Genomic DNA, 23,294 nt, shown 5'->3' with positions numbered 1-23,294 from the left:
CTTGCTAGTGATTACATATAGTCGAAGTCGCGCATTGTAACCAAGCCGGACAAGATTTGAACGCCGGCATCAATATTCATGGGAATTCATGGCCCTTTACCCCTTTCTACGCACTGCCTATCTGGACGCTCTGGCGGATACCGGTGCCACCGGGCGGGCCGCTGGCTGGCACGACCTCTCTCCCGGCAATGCCGCAGATGGCTGGATGCCGCTGTATGCCAAGGACAATCCCTGGGGTGAGTATGTGTTTGACCACCAATGGGCCCATGCCTACCAGCGTTACGGGCTCGCCTATTATCCCAAACTGGTTACCGCCATACCTTATACGCCCGTGCCTGGCCCACGCTGGTCCCTGCCGGCTGGCGTGGACCCGGCGGACTGGTTGTGGCCGCGGATTCAGGCGCAGTTGCAGGAGACGGGCGCGTCCGGTTGGCATCTGTTGTTTCCCGATACAGCAGCCCGTGAGGCGCTGAGTGAGTTGCCGCTGATCTCCCGGCAGGCCTGTCATTTCCGCTGGTTCAATCGCAACTATGCGAATTTTGATGCGTTTCTTGATGCGCTGGTATCACGCAAACGAAAGGGCTTGCGCCGCGAGCGTCGCCGCATCAGCGAGCAACACCTGCGCACGGCGCGTGCCTGCGGCAGCGCTATTCCGGAGCCCTGGTGGGATGCGTTCTACGCCTGTTATGCCAGTACCTACCTCAAGCGTGGTCAGGCGCCTTATCTGAGCCAGCAGTTTTTTCGTCTGCTGGCGGCACGTATGCCCGAGCAGTTGATGATGAGTGTCGCGTTTGATGAGCGCGACCCGGCGACGGCGGGCACCGATATCCCCGTTGCAGCGGCGCTCTATCTGTTCGATGACCGTCGCCTCTACGGGCGTTACTGGGGCGCTTTGCGGGACTATGACGCCCTGCATTTTGAGCTCTGTTATTACCAGGGCATCGAATTCAGCATCGAGCAGGGTCTAGATGAGTTCGACCCCGGCGTCCAGGGCGAGCACAAGCTGCTGCGCGGTTTCGAGCCCGTCATCACCTGGTCTCTCCACCATCTGGTGGACCCGCGATTCCAGGACGCCATCGGTGATTTCTGCCACCGCGAGGCGGCTGCCGTCGCCGCCTATCGCGAAGAAGCCCTGACCCTGCTGCCCTTCCGTGCCGGCCATCTGTGACGTTCAGTGCGTTTCCATTCTTTGTTGGTTGGGTGGTTGTGGCCCTCGGGGGGCGGGAAAGGTTTTCAGGACACGCCGTGGACCCCCTCCGGGTCCGGCCCGCCATCACAGATGCCGTGCGTTCGACTGCGCGCGACGCATGCGTCGCAACACGCTTGTCTCACCCCTGGGGGCTTGGTTTCGGCATCCTGCCTCAAACAGTCCTGAAAACCTTTCCCGCCCCCCGAGGGCCGTCACGCCCAGCCCGGTTAACTGGCTGGAAGCCAACTAGCGGTTTTGTTCCTCCAGAAAGTTGGTATAGACACCGAGCTCGGAATTTCCTGCCAGCGTTGAGCCGGGGCACTCCCTGAAGGGACCTCTTTGGCCATGGATGGCCAAAGCGCGAGCGCCCAGGGACGGCTTGAGCGGTCCCGGAAGGGAGTGCCCCGGCTCAACGCGTACTTGATGGAGGGTGACCCACCTGCTGGAAACCAGCCTGTTTTCAGGTTCGTCAATTCGTGAGGAGACCTTCCAGAGCCCGACCTGCGCCAAACAGGGCCGGTGTTTTCTCGTTGCGGGTTTCCGCTATACTCGGGTGACGCATCCGGGCAGTGGCCGTCCCGGACGGCCGTGGTGCGTGGTGAAACTTTCGACATGGAATTGTGGGAGGTGAACTGTGCCGCGCGACACTGCAAGTATAGCGCCCCGTCGTCAATCCCGGGCAGCTGCAAGCCCGGAGTCCCGTCCGCCCGCGTTGACATCAACGCCGGCCTGGCCCCCTGAACGGCGCCTGCTCGCCTGGCTGCACCGCATGGCCGGTGCTCCCGCCATACGGCTGCAACTCTGGGATGGATCAGTTACCGGGCCCGACCAGGCGCCGTACACCGTGACCATCGCGGATCGCGGTGCGCTGTATCAACTCCTGCGCAGCCCCAATATCGCTTTTGGTGACCTGTATGCCAGTGGCCGCATTACGGTCAGTGGGGCACTGGACGCGTTTCTGATACAGCTGTATCCCGCCTTGGCAAAGGGCGCGGCATCACGACCTGGCTGGCTCGCCAGATTGTGGCGAGACCCTGATCGGCAGGGTGCCAGTGAGCAGGATGCCCGGCTCAATATTCATCATCACTACGATCTCGGTAACGACTTTTATCGCCTGTGGCTGGACAGCGCCGCCATGCAATATACCTGTGCCTACTACGAGGAGACGGATTACTCCCTGGAGCAGGCACAGCTTTCCAAACTGGAGCATGTCTGCCGCAAGCTCTGTCTCAAGCCGGGGCAGACGGTGATCGAGGCCGGCTGTGGTTGGGGCGGGCTGGCCCGTTATATGGCGCGCCATTACGGTGTGCGAGTGAAGGCATTCAATATTTCGCCGGAACAGATTCGCTGGGCGCGGGAGCGGGCTCAGGAGGAGGGGTTGGCGGACCGGGTGGAGTATATCGAGGACGACTATCGGAATATCGGCCGTAACATCGGGCACAGTACCAGCATGAGCACTCGCGCCATGACGCGCTGTGATGCCTTCGTGTCGGTGGGCATGCTCGAGCATGTGGGGCCAGCCAATTATGCCTCTCTGGGGCAGGCCATCAACCGCGTGCTCAAGCCGGAAGGCATCGGGCTGATTCATACCATCGGCCGCAATCGCGCGGCACCGGTCAACGGCTGGATTGAGAAGCGCATATTCCCTGGCTGCCATGTGCCGGGGCCGGTAGAACTGATGCAATTGTTCGAGGAGAGCGATCTTTCGGTGCTGGATATGGAGAACCTGCGCCTGCATTACGCACGCACGCTGCGTCACTGGCGAGAGCGTTTTCTGTCGCACCGGCAGCAGGTGAGCGCCGAGTACGACGAGACGTTTGTGCGCGCCTGGGATCTGTATCTGGCCGGGTCAGTGGCCGGTTTTACCACGGGCACCATGCAGCTGTTCCAGGTGGTGTTTGCCCCGGCGGCATCCAACCGGATACCGCAAAACCGCCGCCATATGTACCGTCACAGTGCGCTCGCCAGTGGCGCTAACGCCGTCGAGGCAAAGCCATGATGCGGGGGGGGGGGTAGAGTCCATGTCTGATGCGACGACGGATCCGGTGCACTATGACCTGATCATTGTAGGGGGCGGTCCGGCGGGCAGCACGTTGGCTACAGTGCTGGCGGAGCGTGGCTGGCGGGTGCTGATTCTCGACAAGGCGGCGTTTCCCCGTGACAAGACCTGCGCCGGTTGGGTTACCCCGGAAGTACTGACCACTCTGGGTATTACATCCGAAGCGTACGCCCGTGACGGTCGTGTGCTGCAGCCGATCCACCGCTTCAGTATCGGCCTGATGGGGCAGGCGCCCTGCGTCAACGATCATGGCGGCGCACCGGTCAGTTACGGTATCCGCCGGTGCGAGTTCGATCATTACCTGCTGGCGCGGGCTTCCGTGGAGAAGGTGCTCGGCGAGAGCGTGAATGATCTGACACACGAGCACGGCGAGTGGTGTGTGAACGGCCGCTATCAGGCGCCCTGGCTGGTAGGGGCTGGTGGGCACTTTTGTCCGGTGGCGCGGCTGCTTGGCGATGGGCCGGGCAAGCACGAACTGGCGGTGACGGCAAAAGAGGTGGAGTTTCGCCTGCAGCCCGAGCAGGTGGCTGCTTGCGCGGTGGCGGGAGATTGCCCTGAGTTATGGTTCTGCCGGGATCTCAAGGGCTATGCCTGGGTGTTCCGCAAAGGGGACTACCTGAATATCGGGCTGGGCCGGGAGGACAATCATCGGCTGACAGAGCACCTCGGCGAGTTCGTGGCCATGATGCAGCGTACCGGGCGTCTTCCTGAATCCTTGCCCGAGCGCTACAAGGGGCACGCCTATCTGCTCTACGGGCACGCCCGGCGGCCGTTGGTGGCGCCGGGCGTTTGCCTGATCGGTGATGCGGCGGGGCTGGCCTATACCCAGAGTGGCGAGGGTATCCGGCCCGCCGTGGAGTCAGCGCTGCTGGCGGCCAGTGCGCTGGAGGAGGCGTCGCCAGGCACGACACTGTACGGCTATGAAGCGGCGGTGCGGAAACGCTTTGGTGTACGCGGTGACGAGAAGCGTGCACCGGTGCCCTTGCCGGATTGGGTCAGGGACACGCTGGTCGGGCCGCTCATGCGTAGCCACTGGTTTACCCGCAAGGTGGTGACGGAGCGCTGGTTTCTGCACCGTCAGGTGCCGGCGATGCAGCGCGAGAAAGCGGGGTGATGAGGGCAGGGCGGTAAGCCGCCCGTCTCAGGCGGCCTGACCGCGCTGATTGTCGAAGTAGACCAGCGCCATGGTAATCAGATCACGGACATCGCTGTTCGGGTGAGCAGGGTCTTTGGGGCCGAGCTGATCGGTCACGTCTTCGAAATCACCGGATGCGCGATCACTCAGGTCAACAAAGTACTCGTAGACGCGGCGATTCTGAGAGACCAGTGTGCCGGAAAAGACGTCATTGTCGAATAACCCGATACACGGGAATACTGCCTGACTGATGTCCACGCCCTGTTCTTGCAGCCACTCCAGCAGGTCAGCGTGTGCTGTCTCATTGCGGCGTACTGCGTGTGTGGCCTCGGCTACCGCATCCCATGCGTTCTGCTCGCTGGCTTTGTGAAATTCCATTGGTGTCGCTCCCTTTTCCGACCGTACTCAGTTTGACAGCTTCAACAATAAGCGAAATAAGACAATTGCCACAAAAAATGTAAGCCTGGGCTTACATGTCGGTGAACGATCGTTCTCTTCTATGCTTCGGGTGCCGGGGTGAAGAGCGGTGGCATCGGGCAATCCAGAAGGGTGCACACGGCCCGTAGCAGTTCTGCTTCAGCGACCTGGACCCTGTTGTCGGCCAGCACGGCGTCTGCGCAGGCATCCACCAGCCCGGCTTTCAGCAAGGGCGTCAGCCCGGCCAGTTCTGTCAGTGCCGGCGTCAGTCGGTCCAGTGTGCAAGCCTCAATGGCCAGCAGTGGCGTGCCTGGCGGCAGCAGCACGCCGGTAATGCGGCGGAACAGGGCTTGCGCCGCCTCGCCACGCTGGCCGCCGACATAGATCATCATCGACAAGAGTACCTGCATGGCCGGTGCCACAGCGCGGTAGCTGCGATGGCGAACGGGCTGGTTGCGACCGGCCTTCGCGCCGAGATGATCGCGCAGCAGGTGTAGCAGAACGAACTCGAACAGGGTCATACGCCGGTCGGCATGGATCAGTGTGGTCAGCCGCTGCAGCATGGCATCGCGGGTCGCCTGATCACCTTGCTTGAGGGTCGGGATGGCCAGATCGATCAACGGCAATCGCAGTCGCGTGCCCAGTGACTGCACGACGGGCACCAGTGCGGCCACCGCGTCGCGCGCTTGCGGTGTCAGATCCAGCGCGGGCAGCAGGTCTTCCGGGGTGCTCTGGCTGACGCTGATGGCCAGCGCATACATCAGTTGTTCGGCGCCGGGCCTGTCATGGAGTTGGTCTCGCAGCCCCAGTGGCACCGACTCGAGGATACGGCTGGCGTAACCCATGTGGGCGGGGGTGACGGTGCCGACCTGCTGTGATGCGCCGTGCTGTGATTGCGGTGCCCGCCCTGCGTGCAGCGCAGTGCCGGCGAGCGCTGTGGCGCCGCCGAACAGTGCCGCGCCGCTGGCGGCCGCCAGCCCTTCGGTAGCGCCGGGTTGCGTGGCAGCGGCGGTGTCGCTGGCGAGCTGTTGCCGGGCTCTGTTGCGTGCCCGCGCCACCCACTCCGGGCCGATGGCACTCAGCCGCTCGTCCATCTCCGGGTGCGTGGCCAGCAAGCGCCGCATATTGAAGGACACCGTGTCGGCGAAGCACATGTGGCTCATGTCTTCTGCCTGAGTGCTGGTCAGCAGTGAGCCCTGGCCATTGCGTATCTTGATCAGCGCACCGGCAATACCTGCCGGGTTGCGGGTGAACTGCACTGACGACGCATCCGCCAGCAGTTCGCGCTGACGGGAGATGGCCGCTTTGATCAGCCGCCCGAAAAACAGGCCGATGTAACCGATGGCGACCAGTGCCATACCCAGTCCTATGGCGGCGGCAATGCCGCCAGCGGCGTTGCGGCTGTTGTTGGTGCGCACCATCACGCCACGCCGGTGGGTGCTGCGCAGCATCAGCTCGCCGACCTTGCCGACGGCAAGAATACCCGCCAGTACCGCCATCAGGCGCAGGTTGAGGCGCATGTCGGCGTTGAAGATATGGCTGAATTCGTGGGCGATGACGCCTTGCAACTCGTCCCGGTTGAGCTGTTCCAACGCCCCCTGGGTCACCATGATGGTGCTTTCGGTGGGGCGGAAGCCGGCGGCAAAGGCATTGATGGTGGTTTCCTCGCCGAGCACAAAAAGCTGCGGCACGGGGATGCCTGACGCGATGGCCATTTCTTCCACCACATTGATCAGCCGCCGCTCGTGAACATCCTTGCTGGCGGGATCAATCCGGCGGGCGCCCAGCATGTCAGCCAGCGCCGGGCCGCCGCCGCGCAGACGCCAGAATTTGATCAGGCTGCCGCCGAGGATAATGCCGAGTGTGAGCAGAGCGGCCCAGATGGCGCCGGGTGAGAGCAGCCATTCCCCCAGGGGATAGGTGCCGTCAGTCAGCCAGAACAGACCCAGATACAGGACCAGGTTCACTGCCAGGGCTGTGGCCAGCACTGCCGCGACGAAATAGACAGTCAGCAGGCTGGTACGTCGCCGGGCCCGCGCCTGCTGCGCAAAGAAATTCATCGGCTATCAAAAGCTGACGCTGGGCGCCCGCCGGGCCTCCGGTGTTTCTATCTGCAGCAGCTCTGCGTATTTGAAGCTGCCAAACAGGCCGGCGATGAAGTTGTTCGGGAACTGCTCGCGGTAGGTGTTGTATTCCATCACGGCGTCATTGAACGCCTGGCGGGCAAAACCGATGCGGTTCTCGGTGGAGGTCAGCTCTTCCATCAGCTGACTCATGGTCTGGTTGGCTTTCAGATCAGGGTAGTTTTCCGACAGGGCGAAGAAGTTGGCAAGGGAGCCGGAGAGCATGCTCTCTGCCTTGCCGAGCGCGCCCATGGCGCTCGCATTGTCCGGGTTGGCCTTGGCGGCCTGGCGGGCATTGACGGCCTGGTTGCGGGCCTCGGTGACCTGGGTCAGCGTCTCGCGCTCATGGGTCATATAGGCCCGCGCGGTTTCCACCAGATTGGGGACCAGATCATGGCGGCGCTGCAGCTGCACATCAATCTGGGCGAAGCCGTTCTTGAAGCGGTTCTTGAGTGCTATCAAACGGTTATAGATAGCAATGATGAAGACCACCAGTGCTGCCAGGATGACAAGAAAGATCAGTGTGCCACTCATGATTCGCCCCCGTATCTGCTATGCGTTCCCGAATGCCTGTTGTTATAAGCGTCAGTGTTATGTGAGCAAGATTAACGCAAGCAGGGGCAGGTGCACAGTGGCGTGTGTAGCAAAAACGGGGACCCGGAACCCGGGGTCGTCACCGGCAATCAGCTGCCGGTGACCACGCCCAGCGGGAAATAATGATCCACCAGCAGCGCACCGAAGAGTACGAACAGATAGGTGATCGAGTAACCGAAGGTTTTCATCGGGGTGCGCGGGTCATCGCCAAAGCGCAATTGCATGGCATGAAACAGGAACACCGCACCGAGCACCACGGCGGTGACCAGATAGATCAGGCCACTCATGCCGGTCAGGTAGGGCAGCAGCGAGGTGATCACCAGCAAGACCGTGTAGTAGAGCACGCTGCTGCGCGTAAACGGGATGCCGTGGGTGACCGGCAGCATCGGGATTTCTGCCTTGGCGTACTCATCCCGGCGGTGAATGGCCAGCGCCCAGAAGTGCGGCGGCGTCCAGACAAAAATGATCAGCACCAGCAGCCAGGCATAGGGGTGCAACTCGCCAGCAACGGCGGTCCAGCCCAGCAACGGCGGTATCGCACCGGCGAGCCCGCCGATCACAATGTTCTGCGGCGTGGCTCGCTTCAGATAGAGCGTATAGATAAAGGCATAGCCCACAAATCCGAACAGCGTCAGCAGGGCGGTCAGACGGTTGACCAGCTGATCCAGCACCAGCATCGAAATCAGTGCCAGGACGACGGCAAACGCGATCGCCGAGCGGGTATTGATGCGCCCGGTGACAATCGGGCGCTTGTCGGTCCGCGCCATCATGGCATCGATTTTCTGATCCATGATCTGGTTGATGGCGGCTGACGCCATCATCGCCAGCGTCAGTCCGATGAAGGCAGGGATCAACACCCCCAGCGGCACCATGCCGGGCGGGTCAGTGGCCAGGAACATGCCGGCGATGGCCGTTACCATCAGCAACAGCACTACGCCGGGTTTGGTCAGGGCCAGGTAATCACGCCAGCCCGCCGCTTCAGGCATCTGTTTGTCTCCGTTCCGGTTGTATATTCAATGCCCGCAGGAACAATACCAGCGTGACCAGGAGCACGACCGCGCCAAAGTTATGCGCTACCGCCACCTTCAACGGTACGTGGAAAATGATGTTACTGACACCCAGCGCAAATTGCGCCAGCAAAACACCGCCGATGGTCAGGCCAAAGCGGCGGAAGAGCGTGCAGCGGGCGCGTGCCAGTATCTTGATGGCCAGCAGGCCCACCACCAGCAGTGTAGCGATGGCGCCGAAGCGGTGCATCACATGGATGGTGGTGCGGGCATCACTGGCGAGCACCCCAAACTCGTAGTCCTCGCCATCATGTTCGTGGCCGAAGAATGTGAAGGCATCACCGAAATTCAGGTGCGTGGTCCAGCCACTCTCGCAAATCGGCAGTTCGGTGCAGACCACGGCGGCGTAGTTGGCGGTGGTCCAGCCCCCCAGCGCGCTTTGCAGCATGACCACGCCCAGTGCGGCAATGGCCAGTGGTTTCAGCGTCCGCACATCGCAATCATTGCGAAAACTTGGCCAGTTGTAGAGTCGTGCCGTATGCCAGCACAACAGGATCATGGTGGAAAAACCGCCCATCAGATGCAGCATGACGATGGTGGGCTGTAGCCCCATGGTCACGGTCCATTTGCCCAGAATGCCCTGGCAGATCACCAGCACCAGCAAGGCCGTGGGCAGCAGCACGCCTTGCCCCGTTTTTTTGCGGTTGAGCCAGGCCATGGTGGTGAGCGCCAGAATCATGATGCCCAGGAAGCCTGCGAAGTAGCGATGCACCATCTCCGGCACTGTCTTGAAGGCGTCACGGTAGGTGCCGGGTTGATGCACATTGGTTTCGCTCACATAGGAATGCGCCTTGCGCACATCCATGTGGCCATAACAGCCTGGCCAGTCCGGACAGCCGAGCCCGGCGTCCGTCAGGCGCGTCCAGGCGCCCAGAATGATGACACCCGCGACCAGTATTACCGAAGCCACGGCGAGACGGCGTTGCCAGATCAACGAACGATTCACAGTCGACATGAAGGTTACCCTATCAGTGAGCCTTTCAGGGTGCGCTTGAGATCATCACGAATATTGTCGGCCTCGAGCAGCGTGGCATCCGGATCCGCATGGGTGGGGTACCACATGAAAATCATGCCGTCGGGGCTGATCAGAAAAATGTGATGACTGGCGCTGTCAGTACTGCTTTCCATCGCGGGGAGTAGCAGGGTGTCGGCCAGGTCGCGATCGACGCTGACTTCCACCATGCCAGGCACATTCTCGTCCAGGAATGTGCGTAAAGTGTTATCCGGTTCGGCCGTATGCATGATCACGCGTCTGACGCGGGAGGCATCCCGGTCGAGAGATCGCTGCAACTGACGAATCAGATAGAACAAACCATTCTTGCAGGCCGCATCGCAGGTGCCGTCGGCCATGTATGCCAGTGTCCATTTGCCGGCCATGTCGTCACTGCGGTACGGCGTGCCATCTGCCTGGGTGAAGCCGAGATCGTCCACGCTGACGTGGGGGACGATCAGTGTCCCTTTATTCAGGCGCGGCATCTCGTCAGGGTTGATCAGAAAGCGGCCCGCCAGAAAAAAAGCGATGAACACACCGATGATCAGCCCGAGGATCAGAAAATTCTTGCTGCGTTCCTGCATGGGTCAACTCAATTCTGGTCTGCAAAAAAGCTCAATCTGCCTCGCGTCGGCGCAGGCTGATAGCGATGAAGAACACCACGACGGCGCCGGCCAGGGCAAACCACTGCACGGCATAGGCGTGGTGCCGCTCCGGACCCATGACAGGGTCATGCCAGATGCGGGGTAGCTGCTCCCCGGTCTCCAGCGCAAAGCCCGGGTCCACCCGGATTTCGAAGGGCGCCAATTCTACCCCAAGAAGCGCGGAAAGTGCGTCCATTTCGACTTTTTGCACGCGCAACGGCCAAGTCACGGCAGACAGGTCGTCATCAGCGAGAACAAAGGTGCGCGGGCTATAGATATAGCTTCGCCCATTAACCGTCACCATCCCGTCGTCGTTGTCGGCGGGGAGGGGCGGGATATCGGGTAAAACCGCGCGGTCACGACCTCTGGGCAGCCAGCCACGATTGACCAGGAGCCACTGGCCGTTCTCGCTGCGCAACGGCGTGAGCAGGTGATAGCCGGCAATGCCTTCCAGAGTGCGGTTATCCAGCAGTATGTGGCGGCTGTTATCGGGCACGCCGCGCAGGGTGACGGGGTAGTTGCCTGCTTCGTCCTTCACCAGCAGTTCGGGCAGGTTCAGGTACCCTGCGTCGGCGCGTGTCTCGAAGTCGCGTGCCAGCGTGCGTTTCTCATCCGCGCGGGACAACTGCCAGACTGCGGCTTGCAGGCACACTGCCGCCACGACCAGGGTGGCCAGAAAACCCATCCAACTGGGGCGAAACTCACGTGCAGGCATAACGTCCGGGCCTTAGAATAGGGCGCTCATTGTACACAAGGTGCGCGTTATGTGGTGGTTAAAGCTCCTGATCCTGTTGTTGTTCGCGGCGGCGGTGGTTTCTCTGTTCCGTGGACTGGGTGCGCTGATGCGCAGTGATGCCCGGGGCAAGGACAGTGGTACGGCGCGGGCGCTGACCTGGCGGGTGATTTTCTCTGTGGCGGTCTTCGGCTTGATGATGCTGTCAGCCTGGATGGGGTGGCTGGAGCCCCACGACGTCAACCCGACCCTCCGCGATGGCGTGCCCATCGAGCAATCTACCCCTGCGCCTTGATGGGTGTTTTCCATTCTTTGCTGGTTTGGTGGTTATGGCCCTCGGGGGGCGGGAAAGGTTTTCAGGACACGCCGTAAACCCATCCCTGGGGGCTTGTGTTCGACATCCTTGTCTCACACAGTCCTGAAAATACATCCCCGCCCCCCCCCGCTAATACGCATGGACCATAAACAAAAAAGGCGCCTCCGAAGGGCGCCTTTCTCGATGGTGCTGTGTGTGGCTTGCGTCTTACAGCCAGTACACCGTGATGAACAGGAATAGCCAGACCACGTCCACGAAGTGCCAGTACCAGGCCGCAGCTTCCCAGGCGAAGTTGTTGCCATCCATGTGGTGGCGCTTCAATACCCGGAAGAACGTCACGATCAGGAACAGACTGCCGATGACAACGTGGATACCGTGGAACCCGGTCATCAGGAAGAACAGGGAACCGTAGATACCGGATTCCAGTGTCAGACCCAGATCCCGGTAAGCGTGCACATACTCATAAGCCTGAACGCCGGTGAAGATCAGCGCCAGGATGATGGTGGCGCCCTGTGCCCACAGCACCTTGGCGCGGTCGCCGGCGATCAGCGCGTGGTGCGCGATGGACAGTGTCACCGAACTGGTCAGCAGGATCGCCGTGTTGATCATCGGCAGGCCCCACGCGCCCATGGCCTGGGTCGTGCGGCCGTCAGGGGCGGTGGTGACCGGCCACATGGCCTGGAAGTCTGGCCACAGCAGCTCGTGGGTCATGGCACCGATGCCTTCACCGCCCAGCCAGGGGACGATCAGCCAGCGGGCATAGAACATGGCGCCGAAGAAGGCGCCGAAGAACATCACCTCGGAGAAGATGAACCACAGCATGCCCTGGCGGTAGGAACGGTCCATCTGGTCACTGTGCAGACCGCCGATGGATTCCTTGATGGTGTCACGCCACCACATGAACATGACGCCGATCATCCACAGCACGCCGATAGCGAGGATGATACCGCCCATGGAGCCATCATTGGCCACTTTGCTGGTGCTCTGCTGGATGTAGTTCCCGCCGCCGATAGCGATCAGGAAAAGACCCACTGAGCCCAGCAGCGGCCAGGGGCTGCTGTCGGGCACATAGTAGCTGGTTGTTTTCTCTGACATGCCTGAGTCTCCTGAAACCTGTTTTTAGCGCGTCTGGCGAGCGGCAACTCCGCCGACACTCGTCCTTTCTGTAATGTCATAAAGCGTGTAGGACAGGGTGATGGTATTGACGCTTTTCGGTATCGCCGGATCCAGATAGAAGATCATCGGCATGACTTCTTCGCCATTGGCCATCAGTGGCTGCTGGTCAAAACAGAAGCACTGCGTCTTCTTGAAATGACTGGCGGCCTGGCCAGGCACCAGTGACGGGATTGCCTGGCCCACCATGTCCTCGCCGGTACGGTTGCGCACACGGAAGTTGACTGCCTTGATCTCACCGGGGTGGACGCGCACGCTGCGCTCCATCGGTTCGAAATCCCAGGGCATGTCTTTTGCTGCGCGGGTCACGAACTGCACCAGCACGGTCCGGTCCTCGTCTTTGGTCATGTCCTCGGGCACATCCACAATGGCAACACTGTTGGTGCGGCCGTTGATGCCCAGGGCTTCGCAAATGACGTCGTAGAGGGGAACCAGTGCGTAGGCAAAGCCAAACATGCACACGCAGACTACCAGCAGCTTTGCTACGGAAAGTCGGGTGCGTCGTTTGAGCGGTTCATCAGCCATGCTGCCCTCCTGAAAAACGGCGGCGCTGTTGCGCCGGTCCGACCCGGACTGCCGAGGCAGTCCGGGTCGTCGCTAGTACGTGTGCTTCAGCTTATTTCACAACCGGCGGTGTGTCGAAGGTGTGGAAGGGTGCCGGGGACGGAACAGTCCACTCCAGGCCTTCCGCGCCTTCCCATACTTCGTCGGTGGCCTTCTCGCCTTTCTTCAGGAAGCAGGCCTTGATCAGTACCCACAGCAGGAACAGCTGGGAGATACCGAACCAGAAGGCGCCGATGCTGATCCACCAGTTGTAGTCGGCGAATTGCAGGGCGTAATCAGAATAACGCCGTGGCATGCCCGCCAGACCGACGAAGTGCATCGGGAAGAACAGCAGGTTCACGGAGATCAGCGAGCTCCAGAAGTGTACTTCACCCCAGAACTTGTCATACATCACGCCGCTCCACTTCGGCAGCCAGTAGTAGACGGCAGCAAACATGGAGAAGATCGCGCCGGATACCAGTACATAGTGGAAATGTGCCACAACGAAGTAGGAGTCGTGGTACTGGAAGTCAGCCGGGGTGATCGACAGCATCAGACCGGACAGGCCGCCAATCGTGAACAGGATGACGAAGGCCAGGGCCCACTTCATCGGCAGTTCGAAGGTCAGCGAGCCGCGCCACATGGTGGCAACCCAGTTGAAGACTTTTACGCCTGTGGGTACGGAAATCAGCATGGTCATGTACATGAAGAACAGCATCCCCGCCAGCGGCATGCCCACCGTGAACATGTGGTGCGCCCACACGACGAAGGACAGCAGTGCGATAGACGCTGTTGCATAGACCATGGAGGCGTAACCGAACAGCGGCTTGCGGGCGAAGGTCGGGATGATCGCGGAGACCACGCCGAACGCCGGCAGGATCATGATGTACACCTCGGGGTGCCCGAAGAACCAGAAAATATGCTGGAACAGGACCGGGTCACCGCCACCGGCGGCATCAAAGAAGCTGGTGCCGAAGTGGCGATCGGTCAGCATCATGGTGACTGCACCAGCCAGTACGGGCATGACGGCAATCAGCAGGAAAGCAGTGATCAGCCAGGTCCAGACGAACAGCGGCATCTTCATCATGGTCATGCCGGGCGCGCGCATGTTCATGACCGTCACGATGACGTTGATCGCGCCCATGATGGAGGAGATACCCATCAGGTGGACGGAAAGAATGAAGAAGTCTGTAGAAGCCGGGCCGTAGGTGGTGGACAGTGGTGCATAGAAGGTCCAGCCGAAGTTCGGTGCTGGCGGGTTACCGGGGCCGAAGGCGCTCATCAGCACGGAGCCGATCAGGATCGAGAAGGCCGCGGGCAGGATCCAGAAGGACCAGTTGTTCATCCGCGGCAGCGCCATGTCCGGCGCGCCGATCATCAGCGGGATCATCCAGTTGGCCAGGCCCACAAAGGCGGGCATCACGGCACCGAATACCATGATCAGGCCGTGTGTGGTGGTCATCTGGTTGAAGAAGTCCGGATCCACAACCTGCATGCCGGGGTACATCAGCTCGGCGCGGATAACCATGGCCAGCAGGCCGCCAACCAGGAACATGGCAAAGCTGAACCAGAGGTACAGGCTGCCGATGTCCTTGTGGTTGGTACTCAGTAGCCAGCGGCGCCAGCCGGTCGGGGCGTGATGTTCGTGATGGTCTGCCATTATGCTCCCCTCCGTCACTTCTGCACGTCGTCAGGTTGAATGAGATCGCCAGTTTCATTACCGAAAGCGTTACGCTGGTAGGTAATGACGGCGGCTATTTCTTTCGGTGACAACTGCGCACGGAAGGCGGGCATGGCGCCGCGACCCTGAAGCAGGATGTCGATGTTGTCTTGCAGGCGATCCGGATTGGTCATGTAATCCGTGCCCTGGAAGCTCAGGCCGATACCGCCCTGGCCCTGGGCGCCGTGACACATGGCGCAAGCGCGGTCATAGATGGGCTTGCCTTGCTCCATGGCGTCGTCAAGGCTGGCGAACGGTGTCATGTCCGGGCCTTCCGCTGCAGCTTCCTGTTCTTCAGCCAGCCAGGCCGCAAAGTCTTCCTGCGATTTGACCACTACCTCGATGGGCATGAAGGCGTGCAGGCGACCACACAGCTCCGCGCATTGGCCGCGCAGCGTCATGCCGATGGCTGACTCGGGGATCTCGGTCCAGGACTCGTTGACGAAACCGGGGATAGCATCTTTCTTGAAGCCGAAGTCCGGCACCCAGAAGGAGTGGATGACGTCGTCAGCGGTGATCAGGAAGCGGATTTTCTGCCCGGCGGGGAGGACCAGGGGCTTGTCCACTTCGATCATGTAGTTGAAGGCGTTCTCTGGCGTCAGGGGCTCACGCTCGACACCCACCTGCTCCTGGGCTGTGCCCACCGGGAACAGACCGCCGGAGAGAATCGGGCGCTGCCAGACTTCCGGGGGGGTGGCCAGATCACTGAAGAAGCCGACATTGATATTGTTGTCGCCTTCGTAATCCAGGTACTCGTAGTGCCAGCGCCACTGGGAGCCGGTGACCTTGACGGTCAGCGCTGAGTCGGAGGTGTCCTCCATATTGATCAGCACACGGGTAGCCGGGATCGCCATGCCGATCAGGATAAAGAAGGGGATGACGGTCCATACCACTTCCAGTACCACGTTTTCATGGAATTTGGCCGGTACCGGATTCTTTTCCTTACGGTGGGCAAATACTGACCACATGATCAGTGCGAACACGATGACGCCTATAAGGGTCACGATGCCGAGAATGATCATATGCAGGTGGTAGACGTCCTGGCTGACTGCCGTGACCCCCGGGCGCATATTGAGATCAGATCGTTCGGTCCAGTCAGCTGCTGCTACACCACTGATCATCAGTGTTGTGAGCAGGGCGGCTGCACGATGGAACAGTGTAGACTGCATTGCGTAGGCTCCCTGTTTTCCCCAGCGACTGCCTGGGCGGGCAGACGCGTGTTATCGCCGTAGGTGCGGCACCTGGAAAGCGTTTCAGGATGATGCGCGTGAAGACGTTGCCGGGCTCTTGCAAGGAAGCCCTTACCCGTCGGCGCCATTATGATCAGGGGATGATCATTTTTGCGCCAATTTACGAAAAGTTTCGCCAGATCAAGCGGCTAGCGCGTCGCTGAACAGACCGAAACACTTCGGGGTGCGGCAAATTGCCCCACGGTGCATTGTGGGCGCTAACTCTAGTCATTCAGATAGGCAAAGTCCAGCCAAAGTGCAGGGTTTTCAGCCATTTGTCCCGCGTGTGAAGGGCCGCACGCGGCGCGGTGAAGCCGTCGGCGAATATGCTATCCTTGGCGCCCCCCGGCATACCGTCCCGAGCAGGCCACAGCAGATGTCTACCCCACGCCAGATCTATAAAGTCATCTTCCACAACCTGGGCCAGATCTATGAGGTCTACGCCACCAACATCTATCAGAGCGATCTTCACGGCTTTATCGAGGTGGAGGAATTCCTGTTTGGTGAGCGCTCACAGATGGTGGTGGACCCCTCGGAAGAGCGCCTGAAGAATGAATTTGCCGGCGTGCAGCGGTCGTTCATCCCCATGCATGCGGTGATCCGTATCGACGAAGTGGAAAAGGAGGGGGTGGGCAAGATCATGGAAGCGGGGCAGAGTGGCAATATTCACGCGTTTCCCCTGCCCTCGGTGCCACCGGGGATGCCGCCGGGGCCGAAGACGGGGCGCTGATCAGGCGATTGGCCGCCAGCGCTCCGGTGTCAGCACGTCCACCAGTACCCAGCTGTCCACCACCAGCCGCATGACACAGCCATCCAGATACACATCCCGGGTGCCCTGTGGCGGTGTGCTCAGCGCCGCGGCAAGGCGCAGGGGCACATGGCGCGCCTGCTGCAGCAGGGAGGCGGGGACCGGCTGACGGCAGCGCACCTGCTGAAGCCAGGTCGGGAGCTGGAAGGGCGTGGCCAGATAAATCCGCAAGGCGCTGGCGTCCGCCGCACTGAACGCCATCAACCGGAAACCCTCGGCCAGTACGGCCTCACGCAGTGCCGCCGGAGGAACAGTGCTTTCCGATGCGCCCTGCTCCGCTATGGTGTCGGAAATAGTGCCGGAAATGGCGCTTCCGGGGGCTCTGTGATGGGTCCTGTCCATGTCCCTGTGCCTTTTGCGGGTGTTGAGCCCATTATGAACCAGCACCCGCTCTCAGGTTCCCCGTGTCACGGGCCAAATGCCGGAAATGAGCACTCTGTCGTGAAAGTGGTGAGGGCGAGTTGGCGTTATCCGGCAAGGCCGGATCAGACCTGCAGTGTCACAGTGTCGATGACCACCCGCGTGTCCCGTGTCAGCCGCACCGCCTGATGGCCGATCAGCAGATCCTGTGTGTCCGTCGCCGGGGCGGCCAGTCTGTTGCGAATGTCAGCGGGCAGAGTGCGAGCATTGCGGAGCGCGTCAAAGTCGAGCGTGTCGCCGGCACTCAGCGCGGCAGCGTCGGCGAGTGTGTTGCCCAAGGCAGTGCTGCTCAAGGCAGTGCTACCGGCATCCGTCGCGCCGGCCTGACGAAAATGACTGCGCAACAGGGCGCGATCGCTGGCGCTGTACCCCCGAGAGGGTTGGCGCTCTCCCTCGCTGCTTTGCTGCATGTGGATCTGGGTGCTGCCGCCGTCACCGCGTTTGGTGTCGGCCACGACAGGCTGGCCGAGCCAGGCCATGGCCGTGATGGCAAGGAGACTGTTGCGTGCCAGCTTTTTCATGGGGATGTCCGTTTGCCAGTTCAGTGATGGGTGCCCGGTTCAGTGAGTGATGCGGGGGGCAGGCATAACGCTGGGACCCCTGCGGCGCCGGCAAGGTTCCCGGGTGCGAGTGATGTCGCCCTCAAAGCGCGCTGTCGTCTCGCTGCAGGGGCTCCGTTTTCAAGACAGCCCCGGATTCAAAGAAAGGCGCATAAAGCAGCACCATATTGTCGACCAACTCCGCGTCGCTGATCATCGAATGTGGCTCTGAGAGATGGCGGGCAATCAGGGTAAAGGCGCTCTTGCTGACGATATACAGCCGTGTCTGAAGGTTTTCCATGGGGTAGCTGCGGAAGTGGTGCATGAAATAGGTTGTGGCAACCGTCTGCAGATGGTTTTCCAGCTGCACGATGCCCTGACTGCTGAAGAAGAACTTGGGATGTTGTGCCAGCTCCAGCAGTACCGGATTGGTGCGCGCCAGCCCCAGCCCCAGAGACAGGGCGCCGCGCAGCAGGGCGCTGGGGCTGGCTTCGAACATGTTGATGCTTTTGAAATAGTCCGTTGCCATCGCGACCATCTGGCTGGCGTGGTGCCGCAGTAGCTCCTCCACCAGGTCTTCCTTGTTCTCGAAATACTGGTACAGGGACGCGATATCCACGCCCGCAGACTCGGCGATATGGTTGGTGGTGGCAAATTCCAGCCCGCGTGCTTCTATGACCCGCCCGGTGGCCTCGACCAGGCTTTGGACCAGTGCCCTTGAGCGCTGCTGGCGTGGTTGTTTTCTCATAGGTCTCTCTTGGGTAGGTCTCTTTTGGGGCGCTTTCATGGCGTGGCGGCCGTGGCGTGCCAGCCGGGCTAATGCCAGTTGAATATCAGTATATACTGACAATATGGTGAAACCAAGCGCGTGCTTGGTAGGTCTGTCCCTGTGGGTCTGTCGGCTCGCGCTCCGACTTATGAGGAGACTGCCCATGGCGCCGCAAACCCGCGATGCAAAAACCGTAATGATCACCGGCTGTTCGTCCGGCATCGGGTTGGCCACCGCCCGATACTTTCAACAGCAGGGCTGGAACGTCATTGCCACATTCCGCAATCCGGAAAAGCGAAACGACCTTCACATACTGCCGCGCGTGCTGTGCCTCCGCCTGGATGTGACCGATCACGACTCGATTCATGCAGCGGTGGCGCAAGGCATCGCACACTTTGGCGCGATCGACGTCATGATCAATAATGCGGGTTATGCACTGATGGGCGCGTTTGAAACGCTGGATGTTGAACAGATCCAGCGCCAGTTCGCCACCAACGTCCATGGGCTGATGGAAGGTTGTCGGGCCATTCTGCCCCACTTCCGTGCTCGGGGGGCGGGTCATATCGTCAATATCGCCAGCATGGTCGGGCGTATTCCGCTGCCGCTCTATAGCGTCTACAACGCCAGCAAACACGCCGTGGAAGGCTTTACCGAAGGGCTGACCTATGAACTCGAGCCACTGAATATTCGCGTCAAGCTGGTGGAGCCGGGCGCCGTTAACACCGATTTTTTTGGTCGCTCTTCCGATCGTGAGAACCGCACCGGCGTGACTGCCTACGAAGACTATTCTGTCGAGCAGCTTGCTGTCATGGACCGCACCGGCCCCGGTGGTTCCCGCAGCGAGGATGCTGCCCGGGTCATTTTTCGCGCCGCCAATGATCAGGGTCGCCGCCTGCGTTTTCAGGTCGGTCTTGATGCGAAAATGTTGTTCCTTTCCCGCGCACTGATGCCAAACAGTCTGTTCAGATGGGTGATTCGCCTTTCGCTCACCAAAGCCGCGATGAACAGTGTTGGCCGTCTGCTTTACAGGGAGGCTCGCTGATGCACGCCAAGCAGGAGATGGACGGCCTTCGGGCACTTTCGGCGCTGCGTCTGACGCCCGTCGTGGCCTGGCCCACCGTGGCCATCCTGATCATTGCCTACGCATTGATTTTTGCCTCGTGGGCGCTGGTATTGACGGATGTCTGGCCGGTATGGCTTGGCGCAATCGTGAATGCGGTGACCGGCTATACCCTGTTTACTCCGGCCCACGAAGCAATCCATCGATGCGCCGCCCGCAATGGCAAACTCAATGACTTTATTCTGGCGGCCGCCACCTTTCTGGCGTTGCCCTTTGGCAAAGGCAAACTGTTTCGTTTGCTGCACATGCAGCATCACCGCTTTACCAACGAAGAGCGCGACCCGGACCTGTGGATGGCCGGCAGCCTGAAAACCATGCCGCTGTGGGGATTCTGGCCGTTTATCTATCTGGCCCGCTATCTGCGTAACCCGGATCTCTTGCCCAGCGTGTCCAGGCGTGAAATCTATCGCGAAATCGCTATTGGCGTGCTGGTGTTTGCGGCGCTGATTTACTGGCAGCCTTACTACATGTTGATGCTGTGGCTGATCCCGACCTACTTTGCCTTTTCCCTGATGTGTCTGGTGTTCATGGTGCTGCCTCATTATCCGCACACCGGGCGGCAGGACACCGACCCGAATACGACGGCATTGATGCGGATGGGGCAGGAGTGGTGGCTCACGCCGGTGCTGATGTGCCAGAACTATCATCTGGTGCATCACCTTTATCCCACCATTCCGTTTTATCGCTACGGCAAGGCCTGGCGTGCACGCCTGGATTACCACATGGTGCATTCGGGCAGCGTTATTGTCGGGCCCTTTGGCCTGGGACCAGAAGAGGGCCGTGCCGAGTCAGGCGGATCCTGACGCAATAGCGCATTGGCCTGGCGCAGTACGCGCCTGGATACATCAAGGGGTTGGCAAGGGAGGAGAAGATGGTGGCTACGGGTGGACTTGAACCACCGACCCCAGCATTATGAGTGCTGTGCTCTAACCAGCTGAGCTACGTAGCCTTTTTGAAGAGCGCGAATTTTCCGGCAGGGGCTGCGTGGTGTCAATAGCTGAAGCCCCTGAATCCCCGACAATTCCTGCCTGTGCCGCAAATAGCGGCCTCAGACGTTGAAGCGGAAGTGCACCACGTCGCCGTCTTTCAGAATGTAATCCTTGCCTTCCAGGCGCCATTTTCCGGCATCCTTGGCGCCGGCTTCGCCGTTGCAGGCGATGAAATCGTCATAGCTGATGACCTCGGCGCGGATAAAGCCTTTCTCGAAATCGGTGTGGATCACACCAGCGCCCTTGGGGGCGGTGGCGCCGCGGGGGATGGTCCAGGCGCGGACCTCCTTGACCCCGGCGGTGAAGTAGGTGTGCAGCCCGAGCAGGTTGTAGCCTGAGCGAATGACGCGGTTCAGGCCCGGCTCTTCCATGCCCATGTCGGCCATGAACTCGGCCTTCTCGTCCTCATCCAGCTCGGCAATCTCGGATTCGATCTTGGCGCAGATAGCAACGATGCTGGCGTTCTCGCTGGCAGCCAGTTCGCTGACCGCATCCAGCAAGGGATTATCGCTGAAGCCGTCTTCGGTGACGTTGGCGATATACATGGTCGGTTTGAGCGTGAGCAGGTTGTAGGAGCGGATGCGCTTGTGCTCATCGTCGGTCAGTTCGACGCTGCGGGCCGGCAGGCCCTCGCTCAGGGCTGGCAGCAGCTTGTCCAGCACCTTGACCAGTTCGGCGGCGTCCTTGTCCTGGCCCTTGGCGGCCTTGCTGGCACGCAGCAGCGCCTTTTCCACGGCGTCCAGATCGGCCAGCGCCAGTTCGGTGTTGATCACCGAGATATCGTCCAGGGGAGACACTTTACCGGCGACATGCACGATGTTGTCGTCATCGAAGCAGCGCACCACGTGGGCGATGGCGTCGGTTTCACGGATATTGGCGAGGAACTTGTTGCCCAGGCCCTCACCTTGCGAGGCGCCGGCGACCAGCCCGGCGATGTCCACGAACTCCATGGAGGTCGGGACGACGCGTTCAGGTTTGACGATGGCTGCCAGGGCGTCCTGGCGCGGGTCCGGCACCGGCACGACGCCAGTGTTGGGCTCGATGGTGCAGAAGGGGAAGTTCTGGGCCTCAATGCCGGCTTTGGTCAGTGCATTGAACAGCGTGGACTTGCCGACATTCGGCAGACCGACGATACCGCATTTGAAACCCATGAGATTCTGCTCCCGTTTGCAAGGGGCGCCATGCTACTGAAAGTCGCCGGGAATCGCCACTTGATTGATGGTCGGTGGTGGGCGGGATTTGCCGGGCTGTCCGGGGCAGGTTCCGGGCAAGTCCCGGACAAGTTGGCTTTTGTGACAATTGGCCGTGGCGCCCACGCCGTGGCGTGGCCCATGCGGGCTTTTAGACTGTCGTCATCGAATCAGGAGACAGCCAGTCATGGCAGAGCATCGTGTGCTGTATCAGTTCCCCATTTCCCACTATTGCGAGAAAGCCCGCTGGATGCTGGATCGCAAGGGGCTGGCCTATCGTGAGCACAATCTGCTGCCGGGGCCGCACCGGTTGTTTACCCGCCCCCGCTCAGGCGTGAATACGGTGCCGGTGTTGCGTGACGGCAAACGGCTGGTGGGAGATTCCACGCGGATTGCCTACTACCTGGAAAAATACTACCCGGATGCGCCGCTGCTGCCGGATGCGCCGGAGGCGCGCCAGCAGGTGATTGAGCTGGAGCAGCAGTTCGACCGTTACGGCGCCCACGTGCGGCGCTGGCTATACGGGCAATTGCTCGGCCGCAGCGACGTGATGAAGGTTTTCTACGCGCCGTATCGACTGCCTGCCCTGGTGCAGCGGGCGCTTGGGGCCGTGACGGAGAAGGGGATTGCGCGGATGTACCGGATCAGCCCGGAGCCCGTGGCCTATTCCTGGCAGCGGCTGCAGGAAGGGCTGGCGCTGATCGAGTCACGCATCAAGGGCGACCCGGACAGGTATCTTGTCGGGGAACGGCTGACGCTGGCGGACATCGCTGCAGCATCGCTTTACGCGCCGTTGCTGGTGCCAGGAGGGACGCCCTGGGAGGCGCTGAGCGAGGACAGGATGCCGGCGCTGCTGCGCGAGCAGATGACGTCGTTACGTGCTCGCCCTGCGGGGCAGTGGGTAATGCGTCGTTATACCAAAGACAGGGGGCTCAGGGCGCCTTGAAGCCATTGAGGCTGTTCATCGCCTGATCAATCTCACCGCGCACCAGTTCTCCGGTGTAGCGCAGCGCTTCGTCGATGGCGCGCTCAATGCGTTCGCGGTCGGCAGAAGAGGGCTTGCCCAGGACATGGGGTGTTACCAGGTCGGCGCTGCCGGGGTGGCTGATGCCAACGCGCAGCCGCACAAAATCCCGTTGATTGCCGTGTTTGCTGATGATGTCCCGCAGGCCGTTATGGCCGCCGTGGCCGCCGCCTTTTTTCAGGCGAATGACGCCGGGGGGCAGGTCCAGCTCGTCATGGGCAACCAGCATCTGGGTCACGGGAATACGGAAGAAGTTCGCCAGCGCCGCTGTTGCCTGGCCGCTGCGATTCATGAAGGTGGTGGGGATCAGCAGGCGCACGGTGTCGCCTTGCCAGGTAAAGCTGCCGGTGAGGCCGAAATACTTCTTGTCCTCGGAAAGCGAAACGCCCTGGCTACGAGCCAGGGCGTCCACATACCAGGCGCCGGCATTGTGGCGGGTGTCCGCATACTGGTTGCCTGGATTGCCCAGGCCAATGATCAGTCTGATCGGGTCCGCCACAAT

Annotated in this window: 23 protein-coding genes, 1 tRNA gene and 1 pseudogene; 8 read left to right on the top strand and 17 right to left on the bottom strand. The window is 60.9% G+C overall.

The genetic code is table 11. The annotated features are described in order from the left end of the window. Positions 1-85: 85 nt before the first annotated feature. The 3 genes and pseudogenes from K8B33_RS05920 to K8B33_RS05910 all read left to right on the top strand — a co-directional run. Positions 86-1,168: pseudogene (locus K8B33_RS05920) on the top strand (GNAT family N-acetyltransferase); the annotation flags it as partial. A gap of 733 nt (positions 1,169-1,901) precedes the next feature. Then, positions 1,902-3,188 (top strand): SAM-dependent methyltransferase, encoded by a 1,287-nt coding sequence (locus K8B33_RS05915; protein ID WP_223424369.1) that lies wholly within the window; start codon positions 1,902-1,904, stop codon positions 3,186-3,188. Between the two features lie 22 nt (positions 3,189-3,210). Further along, positions 3,211-4,362, top strand: coding sequence for an NAD(P)/FAD-dependent oxidoreductase (locus tag K8B33_RS05910; RefSeq protein ID WP_223424367.1), 1,152 nt, complete (start codon positions 3,211-3,213; stop codon positions 4,360-4,362). 27 nt (positions 4,363-4,389) lie between these two features. Here K8B33_RS05910 and K8B33_RS05905 read toward each other — a convergent pair whose 3' ends face one another. The 7 genes from K8B33_RS05905 to K8B33_RS05870 form a co-directional block, all read right to left on the bottom strand. Next, positions 4,390-4,761: a hypothetical protein gene (locus K8B33_RS05905; RefSeq protein WP_223424365.1), complete on the bottom strand. Its 372-nt coding sequence runs from the start codon at positions 4,759-4,761 to the stop codon at positions 4,390-4,392. Positions 4,762-4,880: 119 nt separating this feature from the next. Then, entirely contained in the window at positions 4,881-6,860 is a 1,980-nt protein-coding gene (locus K8B33_RS05900) for a M48 family metallopeptidase (protein WP_223424363.1), read from the bottom strand. A 6-nt stretch (positions 6,861-6,866) separates the two neighbouring features. After that, a complete protein-coding gene (locus K8B33_RS05895) occupies positions 6,867-7,457 on the bottom strand; it encodes a LemA family protein (protein ID WP_223424361.1) in 591 nt (196 codons plus the stop codon). A 149-nt stretch (positions 7,458-7,606) separates the two neighbouring features. After that, a complete protein-coding gene (gene cyoE, locus K8B33_RS05890; RefSeq protein WP_223424359.1) occupies positions 7,607-8,503 on the bottom strand; it encodes a heme o synthase in 897 nt (298 codons plus the stop codon). Further along, positions 8,496-9,539, bottom strand: a complete 1,044-nt coding sequence (locus K8B33_RS05880) for a COX15/CtaA family protein (protein WP_263284496.1) — start codon at positions 9,537-9,539, stop codon at positions 8,496-8,498. The genes cyoE and K8B33_RS05880 overlap by 8 nt, the downstream gene beginning before the upstream one ends. 5 nt (positions 9,540-9,544) lie before the next feature. After that, positions 9,545-10,159 (bottom strand): SCO family protein, encoded by a 615-nt coding sequence (locus K8B33_RS05875; RefSeq protein ID WP_223424357.1) that lies wholly within the window; start codon positions 10,157-10,159, stop codon positions 9,545-9,547. A 31-nt stretch (positions 10,160-10,190) separates the two neighbouring features. Beyond that, positions 10,191-10,934, bottom strand: coding sequence for an SURF1 family protein (locus tag K8B33_RS05870; RefSeq protein ID WP_223424355.1), 744 nt, complete (start codon positions 10,932-10,934; stop codon positions 10,191-10,193). 49 nt (positions 10,935-10,983) lie between these two features. Between K8B33_RS05870 and K8B33_RS05865 the strand changes: the two genes are divergently transcribed. Beyond that, positions 10,984-11,247 (top strand): twin transmembrane helix small protein, encoded by a 264-nt coding sequence (locus K8B33_RS05865; RefSeq protein ID WP_223424353.1) that lies wholly within the window; start codon positions 10,984-10,986, stop codon positions 11,245-11,247. A gap of 228 nt (positions 11,248-11,475) precedes the next feature. On the opposite strand, the gene K8B33_RS05860 is transcribed toward K8B33_RS05865, so the two are convergent. The 4 genes from K8B33_RS05860 to coxB form a co-directional block, all read right to left on the bottom strand. Then, positions 11,476-12,363, bottom strand: a complete 888-nt coding sequence (locus K8B33_RS05860) for a cytochrome c oxidase subunit 3 (protein ID WP_223424351.1) — start codon at positions 12,361-12,363, stop codon at positions 11,476-11,478. Between the two features lie 24 nt (positions 12,364-12,387). Next, positions 12,388-12,966, bottom strand: a complete 579-nt coding sequence (locus tag K8B33_RS05855) for a cytochrome c oxidase assembly protein (protein WP_223424349.1) — start codon at positions 12,964-12,966, stop codon at positions 12,388-12,390. A 91-nt stretch (positions 12,967-13,057) separates the two neighbouring features. After that, positions 13,058-14,644 carry a cytochrome c oxidase subunit I gene (gene ctaD, locus K8B33_RS05850; RefSeq protein ID WP_223424348.1) on the bottom strand — a complete coding sequence of 529 codons (1,587 nt, stop codon included), beginning with the start codon at positions 14,642-14,644 and terminating at the stop codon, positions 13,058-13,060. 14 nt (positions 14,645-14,658) lie between these two features. Beyond that, on the bottom strand, positions 14,659-15,873 hold the full coding sequence (gene coxB, locus K8B33_RS05845; RefSeq protein ID WP_223424346.1) for a cytochrome c oxidase subunit II: 1,215 nt from the start codon (positions 15,871-15,873) through the stop codon (positions 14,659-14,661). 436 nt (positions 15,874-16,309) lie between these two features. Between coxB and K8B33_RS05840 the strand changes: the two genes are divergently transcribed. Continuing rightward, a complete protein-coding gene (locus tag K8B33_RS05840; RefSeq protein ID WP_223424344.1) occupies positions 16,310-16,663 on the top strand; it encodes a DUF1820 family protein in 354 nt (117 codons plus the stop codon). On the opposite strand, the gene K8B33_RS05835 is transcribed toward K8B33_RS05840, so the two are convergent. The 3 genes from K8B33_RS05835 to K8B33_RS05825 all read right to left on the bottom strand — a co-directional run bounded on the left by K8B33_RS05835 (position 16,664) and on the right by K8B33_RS05825 (position 18,448). Beyond that, entirely contained in the window at positions 16,664-17,083 is a 420-nt protein-coding gene (locus K8B33_RS05835) for a hypothetical protein (protein WP_223424342.1), read from the bottom strand. 143 nt (positions 17,084-17,226) lie between these two features. Continuing rightward, positions 17,227-17,682, bottom strand: coding sequence for a hypothetical protein (locus K8B33_RS05830; protein WP_223424340.1), 456 nt, complete (start codon positions 17,680-17,682; stop codon positions 17,227-17,229). Between the two features lie 121 nt (positions 17,683-17,803). After that, positions 17,804-18,448, bottom strand: a complete 645-nt coding sequence (locus K8B33_RS05825) for a TetR/AcrR family transcriptional regulator (protein WP_223424338.1) — start codon at positions 18,446-18,448, stop codon at positions 17,804-17,806. Positions 18,449-18,632: 184 nt separating this feature from the next. Here K8B33_RS05825 and K8B33_RS05820 point away from each other — a divergent pair, with 184 nt between their 5' ends. Together K8B33_RS05820 and K8B33_RS05815 are read left to right on the top strand one after the other, a co-directional pair. Beyond that, positions 18,633-19,511 carry an SDR family oxidoreductase gene (locus tag K8B33_RS05820; protein WP_223424336.1) on the top strand — a complete coding sequence of 293 codons (879 nt, stop codon included), beginning with the start codon at positions 18,633-18,635 and terminating at the stop codon, positions 19,509-19,511. Further along, positions 19,511-20,392, top strand: coding sequence for a fatty acid desaturase (locus K8B33_RS05815; RefSeq protein ID WP_223424334.1), 882 nt, complete (start codon positions 19,511-19,513; stop codon positions 20,390-20,392). The genes K8B33_RS05820 and K8B33_RS05815 overlap by 1 nt, the downstream gene beginning before the upstream one ends. 69 nt (positions 20,393-20,461) lie before the next feature. Here the strand turns inward: K8B33_RS05815 and K8B33_RS05810 are convergent. After that, positions 20,462-20,538 (bottom strand) — tRNA-Met (locus K8B33_RS05810). 99 nt (positions 20,539-20,637) lie between these two features. Then, positions 20,638-21,729 carry a redox-regulated ATPase YchF gene (gene ychF / locus K8B33_RS05805; protein ID WP_223424332.1) on the bottom strand — a complete coding sequence of 364 codons (1,092 nt, stop codon included), beginning with the start codon at positions 21,727-21,729 and terminating at the stop codon, positions 20,638-20,640. A 226-nt stretch (positions 21,730-21,955) separates the two neighbouring features. Here ychF and K8B33_RS05800 point away from each other — a divergent pair, with 226 nt between their 5' ends. Next, on the top strand, positions 21,956-22,714 hold the full coding sequence (locus K8B33_RS05800) for a glutathione S-transferase family protein (protein WP_223424330.1): 759 nt from the start codon (positions 21,956-21,958) through the stop codon (positions 22,712-22,714). Here the strand turns inward: K8B33_RS05800 and pth are convergent. Further along, positions 22,701-23,291: an aminoacyl-tRNA hydrolase gene (pth, locus tag K8B33_RS05795; RefSeq protein WP_223424328.1), complete on the bottom strand. Its 591-nt coding sequence runs from the start codon at positions 23,289-23,291 to the stop codon at positions 22,701-22,703. The genes K8B33_RS05800 and pth overlap by 14 nt on opposite strands. Positions 23,292-23,294: the final 3 nt, after the last annotated feature.

Source organism: Alcanivorax limicola (genome assembly GCF_019931215.1).
Classification (GTDB): Bacteria; Pseudomonadota; Gammaproteobacteria; order Pseudomonadales; family Alcanivoracaceae; genus Isoalcanivorax; species Isoalcanivorax limicola.
Note: the sequence above shows the minus strand (reverse complement) of the source record. Positions and strands in the feature narration are given on the sequence as shown.